Annotated in this window: 6 protein-coding genes; 4 read left to right on the plus strand and 2 right to left on the minus strand. The window is 67.3% G+C overall.

Going from position 1 to position 5,496, the window contains the following annotated elements:
• Nucleotides 1-38: 38 nt before the first annotated feature.
• Nucleotides 39-884 (minus strand): bifunctional methylenetetrahydrofolate dehydrogenase/methenyltetrahydrofolate cyclohydrolase FolD, encoded by an 846-nt coding sequence (gene folD, locus VF697_RS30065; RefSeq protein ID WP_331100272.1) that lies wholly within the window; start codon nucleotides 882-884, stop codon nucleotides 39-41.
• Between the two features lie 79 nt (nucleotides 885-963).
• Between folD and VF697_RS30070 the strand changes: the two genes are divergently transcribed.
• From VF697_RS30070 to VF697_RS30085, 4 genes are all read left to right on the plus strand, one after another.
• Complete coding sequence (locus VF697_RS30070; protein ID WP_331100274.1) at nucleotides 964-1,713, plus strand: TerB family tellurite resistance protein; 750 nt, start codon at nucleotides 964-966, stop codon at nucleotides 1,711-1,713.
• A 78-nt stretch (nucleotides 1,714-1,791) separates the two neighbouring features.
• Entirely contained in the window at nucleotides 1,792-2,475 is a 684-nt protein-coding gene (locus VF697_RS30075; RefSeq protein WP_331100276.1) for a Smr/MutS family protein, read from the plus strand.
• 36 nt (nucleotides 2,476-2,511) lie between these two features.
• The gene (locus VF697_RS30080; RefSeq protein ID WP_331100278.1) at nucleotides 2,512-3,507 is read left to right on the plus strand and encodes an adenosine deaminase; all 996 of its coding nucleotides are present in this window, start codon (nucleotides 2,512-2,514) and stop codon (nucleotides 3,505-3,507) included.
• Between the two features lie 5 nt (nucleotides 3,508-3,512).
• A complete protein-coding gene (locus VF697_RS30085; protein ID WP_331100280.1) occupies nucleotides 3,513-4,637 on the plus strand; it encodes a quinone-dependent dihydroorotate dehydrogenase in 1,125 nt (374 codons plus the stop codon).
• A 41-nt stretch (nucleotides 4,638-4,678) separates the two neighbouring features.
• Here the strand turns inward: VF697_RS30085 and VF697_RS30090 are convergent.
• Nucleotides 4,679-5,496, minus strand: an 818-nt coding sequence (locus VF697_RS30090) for a hypothetical protein (protein WP_331100282.1), incomplete at its 5' end; no start/stop codon positions are given.

A 5,496-nucleotide genomic window follows, 5' to 3' on the forward strand; every position in this document is an offset into this window, starting at 1 on the left:
CCGCGATGGGGAGGAGGGGAAAGGCCATCTCCGGGTGCTTACACGCCAGCCTTGGCCGCTTCGAGCGTGTTGCGCATCAGCATCGCGATCGTCATCGGGCCCACCCCGCCTGGGACGGGCGTGATGAAGGAGGCGCGCTCCTTCGCCTTCTCGAACTCCACGTCCCCCTTCAGCTTCCCGTCCGGCATCCGGTTCATCCCGACGTCGATCACCACCGCGCCCGGCTTGATCCACTCGCCCTTGATCAGCTCCGGCACGCCCACCGCCGCCACCAGGATGTCGGCGTTGGCCACCTCGGCGGGCAGGTTGCTCTTGCGGTGACACACCGTCACGGTCGCGTCCGCCTGGAGCAGCATCAGCGCCATCGGCTTGCCCACGATGTTGCTGCGCCCCACCACCACCGCCCGCTTGCCGGCCGGGTTGCAGCCCACCTCCTCCAGCAGGCGCATCACCCCGAACGGCGTACACGGCCGCAGCCCCGGCTTGCCCAGCGACAGCTTGCCCGCGTTCATCGGATGGAAGCCGTCCGCGTCCTTCTCCGGCCTCACCGCCGAGATGATCCGCTCCGCGTCGATGTGCTTGGGCAGAGGGAGCTGCACCAGGATGCCGTGCACCGCGGGGTCCTTGTTCAGCTTGTCCACCAGCGCCAGCAGCTCGGCCTCGGTGATGCTCGCGTCCGGGTGCTCCTCCCAGGAGTTGAAGCCCACCTCCTCGGCCGCCTTCTTCTTGCCGGTGACGTAGATTCTCGAGGCGGGATCCTCTCCCACCCGGACCACCGTCAACCCCGGAACCAGGCCGCGCTCGGCCTTGAGCCGGTCCACTTCCGCCTTCACCTCCGCCCGCACCCGCGCCGCTACCGCTTTTCCGTCGATCAACTGGCCCATAGCGCGGCGGACTCTATGCGAAACTCCTTCCTGGCAAGGGAGTGAAGCGCTCGTGGCACCTGGAAAAGTTCTCGGAGCGATGCTTGGACTGGCCCTCGGTCTGCTGATCGGCGGACCCCTGCCCATCGTCCTGCTCGTCATCGCCGGACTCGTGGTCGGCCATCAGGTCGACGAGCTGAACCTCCTCCCCTCGGAGGCGGCCGCCAAGGAGAAGCCCCTCCCCCGCTCCGCGCTGAACACCCCCGCCCAGGACCACTACGCCCGCCACCTGTGTGCCCTCTTCATCGAGGTGGCTCGCGCCGACGGGGAGGTGGTGCGCGACGAGGTGCGCGTGGTGCGTGAGTACTTCGCCGACACGCTCAAGTACGGCCCCGAGGCGCTCGAGCTCGTGCGCCGCTACCTCAAGGAGCATCTCGCCCGTCCCGCGTCGCTCGAGGACTCCGCCGGCGCCTGCCGCGACGAGCTGCCCACCGCCGAGCGCCTGCTGCTCCTCGATGCCCTCTACTCCCTGGCGCTCGTGGACGGCCAGCTCCACCGGGCCGAGCAGGACACCCTGCGCCGGGTCGCCCAGGGGCTCGGCCTGTCCGAGGAGGAGTTCCGCTCCGTCACCGCGCGCCACTTCGGTGACGCCAACGTCCACTACACCCGGCTCGGCCTCACCCCCGACGCCAGCGATGCCGACGTGAAGCGCGCCTTCCGCCAGCTCGCCGCCACCCACCACCCGGACCGCGTCGCCAACCTCGGCCAGGGAGCCGTCGAGCAGGCGTCGCGCCGCTTCCAGGAGATCCGGGAGGCCTACGATGAAATCCGCCGCCTGCGGGGGTTGTGAGCGCCTCCCGGCGAATCCTGGACGCGCGCACCGAAACCAGGTTGAACCTCGGCCCGCTCTGACGCATTACAGGGGCATATGAGCGACCGAGGCTCCCCCAAGAAGAAGAGCGAGGGCTTCAACAACCCCTTCAAGTCGGCCCTGACGGACCTCAAGAAGAAGCAGGCCGAGCCGCCCAAGAAGCCCCAGGCGCCGCCCCCACCCCCCAAGCCGTCCAAGTCCAAGCGCATCCAGGAGGAGGACGACATGTCCCTCTTCCTCTCCGCCATGGATGGCGTGGAGCAGATCACCAACCGCGGCGAGGCACCCCCGCCCAACCCCCGCCTCCCGGAGATCATCGACGAGAACGCCGAGGCGCTCGCCGAGCTGGCCGAGATGGTGGCGGGCCAGGGGGACTTCACTGTCGCCGACACCAACGAGTACATCGAGGGCGCCGCCCCCGGCATCGATGCGCGCCTGCTGCGCTCGCTGCGCCGCGGCGACTTCTCCGTGCAGGGGCGCCTGGATCTCCACGGCATGTCCCAGGTCGAGGCCAAGGAGGCCGTGGACCGCTTCCTCACCGACAGCCGCCGCACCGGCAAGCGCTGCGTGCTCATCGTCCACGGGCGCGGGCTGAACTCCAAGGATCAGGTCCCCGTCCTCAAGGAAGGCATCCGGGTGTGGCTGAGCCAGAAGCGCATCGGCAAGACGGTGCTTGCGTTCGCTACCGCACGTCCCCAGGACGGAGGCGCGGGCGCCGTCTACGTGCTGCTCCGCCGGTAGCTGGACGGCAGGGCGGCACTGTGCATACATGCCGCCATGGCACGCGAACTCATCGATTTGCACATCCACATGGGCAGCTCCGTGGCTCCCCATGTCCTCTGGTCCCTCGCGCACCAGCAGGGCTTCAAGCTCCCCGTCAAGGACTACTTCGAGTTCGTCGAGCTCATCACCTCGCGTCCCGGCAAGGTGAGCAGCCTCGAGGACTACCTGAAGATCCTCCACACCTGGACGGAGAAGATCCAGAGCTCGCCCATGGCCGTCGAGCGCTCCGTGTACGAGATCATCGGCAAGGAGTACCGCGGCAGCCGCGTCACGCAGATCGAGCTGCGCTTCAACCCCATGAAGCGCAACCTCAACTCGGAGCTCGACCTGGACCACATCATCCACGCGGCGCTGCGCGGCATGGACCGGGCCATGCTCGAGTACGGCGTGAAGGCCGGCCTCATCTTCTGCCTGGCGCGTGAGTTCGATCACCGGCTCAACAGCATCCTCGTGGACAAGGCCATCAAGTACCGCAGCCGTGGCGTGTACGGCATCGACCTGGCCGGCACGGAGAAGCACGCGCTGGAGCTCGAGCCCGCCGTGGTGACGCAGTACGAGGACCTCTTCGCCCGCGCGCGCAAGGCAGGCCTCAAGTGCACCGTGCACACCGGGGAGACCCGGGGCACCGGCGCCGAGGGCGTCATGGCCGTGGTGGACAAGCTCAAGCCCCACCGCATCGGCCACGGCATCCGCGCCGCCTACGACGAGACGGCCATGAAGATGCTGCGCGAGCAGGGCGTGGTGCTCGAGCTGTGCCCCACCTCCAACCTGCACACCCGCGCGGTGGAGGGGCTCGACGAGCTCAAGCACATCATGCAGACCTTCTGGGACCGGGGCGTGAAGTTCACGCTCAACACCGACGGCACCTACCTCCTGGAGACGGACATGCTCCGCGAGGTGGAGCTCGTCGAGAAGAACGGCCTCCTCACGCCCGAGCAGGTGGACCAGACGCTCGCCTGGGCGCGCCAGTCCTCCTTCATTCCCGCCTGAGGCCCATGTACCGGCTCGCCCGCGCCCTCCTCTTCCTCTTCTCCGCCGAGCGCGCTCACCGGCTGGGGATGACCTTCCTGCGGTGGCTCGGGCAGCTCCAGGGGCTGTGTCAGCGGATGCGCGCGCGGACGCTCACGGCCGTCACCTATGACGCCTCGGTGAAGGTGGCGGGCCTGGAGTTGGCCCACCCGGTGGCGCTCGCCGCGGGCCTCGACAAGGAGGCCGAGGCCGTGGACGGACTGCTGGCGCTCGGCTTCGCCGCGGTGGAGGTGGGCACGCTCACGCCGAGGCCCCAGCCGGGCAACCCCCAGCCGCGCCTCTTCCGCCTCCCCGAGCACCGCGCCCTCATCAACCGGATGGGCTTCAACAACCACGGCGCCGCCAACGCCGCCGGGAACCTCCGGGCGCGCACCTGGCACCCCGCCCCGGTGGGGGTGAACCTCGGCAAGAACAAGGACACGCCGCTGGAGAGCGCGGTGGACGACTACGTGGCGTGCGTGGACACGCTGGCCCCGCTCGGGGACTACGTGGTGGTCAACGCCAGCTCGCCCAACACGCCGGGCCTGCGCAAGCTGCAGGAGCCCGAGGCGCTCGGCGCGCTGCTGCGCGCGGTGAAGGCCCGGCTCACCCAGGTGGCCCCGGGCAAGCCGCTCTTCCTCAAGATTGCCCCGGACCTCACGCCGGAGGCGGTGGACGAGGTGGTGGACGTGGTGCGCGCCTGCGGGCTGGACGGGCTCATCGCCACCAACACCACGATTGCCCGCCCCTTCGAGCACCCGGTGGCGAAGGAGGCCGGTGGTCTGTCCGGAGCGCCGGTGCGCGAGCCGGCCAACGCCGTCATCCGCCGGGCCTATGCGCGCAGCGGGGGCGCCCTGCCCATCATCGGCGTGGGTGGCGTCTTCACCGCCGAGGACGTGTACGAGAAGCTGCGGGCCGGGGCCTCGGTGGTGCAGGTGTACACGGGCTTCATCTACGAGGGCCCGGGCATGGTGCGCCGGCTGCTCGAGGGCCTGGGCCCACTGCTGGCCCGGGACGGCTTGCGCTCGGTGCGCGAGGCCATCGGCGCGGACCACCGCACCGTGCCGCCAGCCGCCGTGCCCGAGCGCGAGGCGCCGCGTCCCCTGGTTTGATGGGACATTCCGCGCCTCACCCGCCCCGAGGTGCGGTCGCCTCAATGAATTGATTCAAAAGCAGCTTTCAAGAAATCGTACGCATCGCCACTGCCCGAAGCCTTGCCATCCCTCTCGTTTCCTCTCTTGTACAACTCCGAGACCAGGCGCTTCAGTCGCGCTTTCTCCTTCAAATCCACCTTCTGCGGCGCGAGCGAGGTCTTGTTGTTGATCAAGAAGGTGGCGCCATAGAGGAAGACGTACTTCTTCGAAAAATCAGGTGTCCGCTCCACCATGTTCAACAGCACGGACACGTCCGGATCGGGATACACGTCCATCATGATCAGGAGGTTTCCATACCAGATGCTCTGGACTCGAGGCGTTAGCACTCCCCCCTGATGACTCCCGCGAAATCGTTCCCACAAATGACTCCAGGCCTTGGTCTGGTCATTCAACCTGAACAGCTCGCGCCTGAGCAGGAAACCGTCCACCAACTCCTCATCCGGACCCGCCGTGAGCGGAAATTCATTTCGGATGGTTTGCAGACAGTTGAAGACCCCGTCGCTTCTATACTTTCTACCCATCGACCAGAGAACGGCCGAATACAGGCTCCTGTAATACTGGGTACCAGGGTGCTTGTTCACATCTCGCAGGGCCTGCCTTGCCGTCTCACAAGCCACTTGCTCATCTAGCGCGAACACAACCCAGATTGCCTTGTGAGGAAGGAAGATGGGATCCCACTGGCGAAACGCTTTGTTGGAAGAATCCAGGCTCCGGAAGTCCTTGATGAAAGCATTTCCCTGAAGGATGCTCCGCGTATATCCCTTCAGATAGTTGCTTACTTCTTTCTTCTTCCCGTCAGGCCACTCGACAGCTGCGA

Source organism: Archangium sp., from assembly GCF_036388035.1.
Classification (GTDB): domain Bacteria; phylum Myxococcota; class Myxococcia; order Myxococcales; family Myxococcaceae; genus Archangium.

Excerpts from the sequence above, each read along its gene's own strand:
- folD (WP_331100272.1), bottom strand. The coding sequence starts at position 884 with ATGGGCCAGTTGATCGACGGAAAAGCGGTAGCGGCGCGGGTGCGGGCG.
- VF697_RS30070 (WP_331100274.1), top strand. The coding sequence starts at position 964 with ATGCTTGGACTGGCCCTCGGTCTGCTGATCGGCGGACCCCTGCCCATC.
- VF697_RS30075 (WP_331100276.1), top strand. The coding sequence starts at position 1,792 with ATGAGCGACCGAGGCTCCCCCAAGAAGAAGAGCGAGGGCTTCAACAAC.
- VF697_RS30080 (WP_331100278.1), top strand. The coding sequence starts at position 2,512 with ATGGCACGCGAACTCATCGATTTGCACATCCACATGGGCAGCTCCGTG.
- VF697_RS30085 (WP_331100280.1), top strand. The coding sequence starts at position 3,513 with ATGTACCGGCTCGCCCGCGCCCTCCTCTTCCTCTTCTCCGCCGAGCGC.